Source organism: Neisseria sp. P0021.S007, from assembly GCF_051956855.1.
Genome location: NZ_JBQCXA010000313.1, coordinates 1 through 829 on the forward strand (window position 1 = coordinate 1; position 829 = coordinate 829).

1 protein-coding gene is annotated in these 829 nt (G+C 49.2%); it reads right to left on the reverse strand.

Going from position 1 to position 829, the window contains the following annotated elements:
• On the reverse strand, positions 1-829 hold an 829-nt coding region (locus ACTHUR_RS13045), incomplete at both ends, for a bifunctional folylpolyglutamate synthase/dihydrofolate synthase (protein WP_440398932.1).

The window sequence follows — 829 nt, forward strand, 5'->3', positions numbered from 1 at the left end:
ACGATTTCCAGCACGCCATCAATATCTTTATCGGACAACATACTGAATACGGCGGTACGTTTTTGGGCAAAGGCAAGGTTAATCAGGCTGCGGCGCAAAGCACGGGCAGCGTGCGGATTGTGGCCGACATCCAAAACCACCAGCGGACGGCCGGGCAAAACTTGGAAACGTCCAGGATTCTCCACCAACAGCAAACCACGTTTAATTGCGCCGATATCAACCGGCAATTGTTCGTTCAAACACTCCAACACCGTCAATGCACACGCGGCATTAGACAACTGATAGGCACCGCGTAAAGCAGGAAACGGCAAGGAATTGCGGTTACGGCTTTGGCCGTCTGAAGATTGCGGATGGAAGCGGTAATTCCACTGTACGCTTTCCATTGACGCAAAATCAAAATCTCGCTGAACCATCAACAGTTTTGCGCCAATTTCTTCTGCGTGTTTAACCAATGATTCAGGTGCAGGATTCTGACCGCACACGGCTGGTTTACCGCTACGGAACACTCCGGCTTTTTCAAAACCGACCTGCTCGACAGTATCGCCCAAAAATGCCTGATGGTCCAAATCCACGCTGGTAACGACCGAGCAGTCGCCGTCAAATACATTCACAGCATCTAATCGTCCACCCAAACCGACTTCTAAAATCATTACGTCCACATTTTCATGCATGAAAATATCGATGGCCGCCAAAGCATTAAACTCAAAATACGTCAGCGAAATTTCGCCGCGCGCCGCTTCGATACGCTCAAATGAGGAAACAATCAATTCATCTGAAACCGGTTGAGTGTTGATGGCGATTCGTTCGTTGTAACGCAGAAGATGAGGAC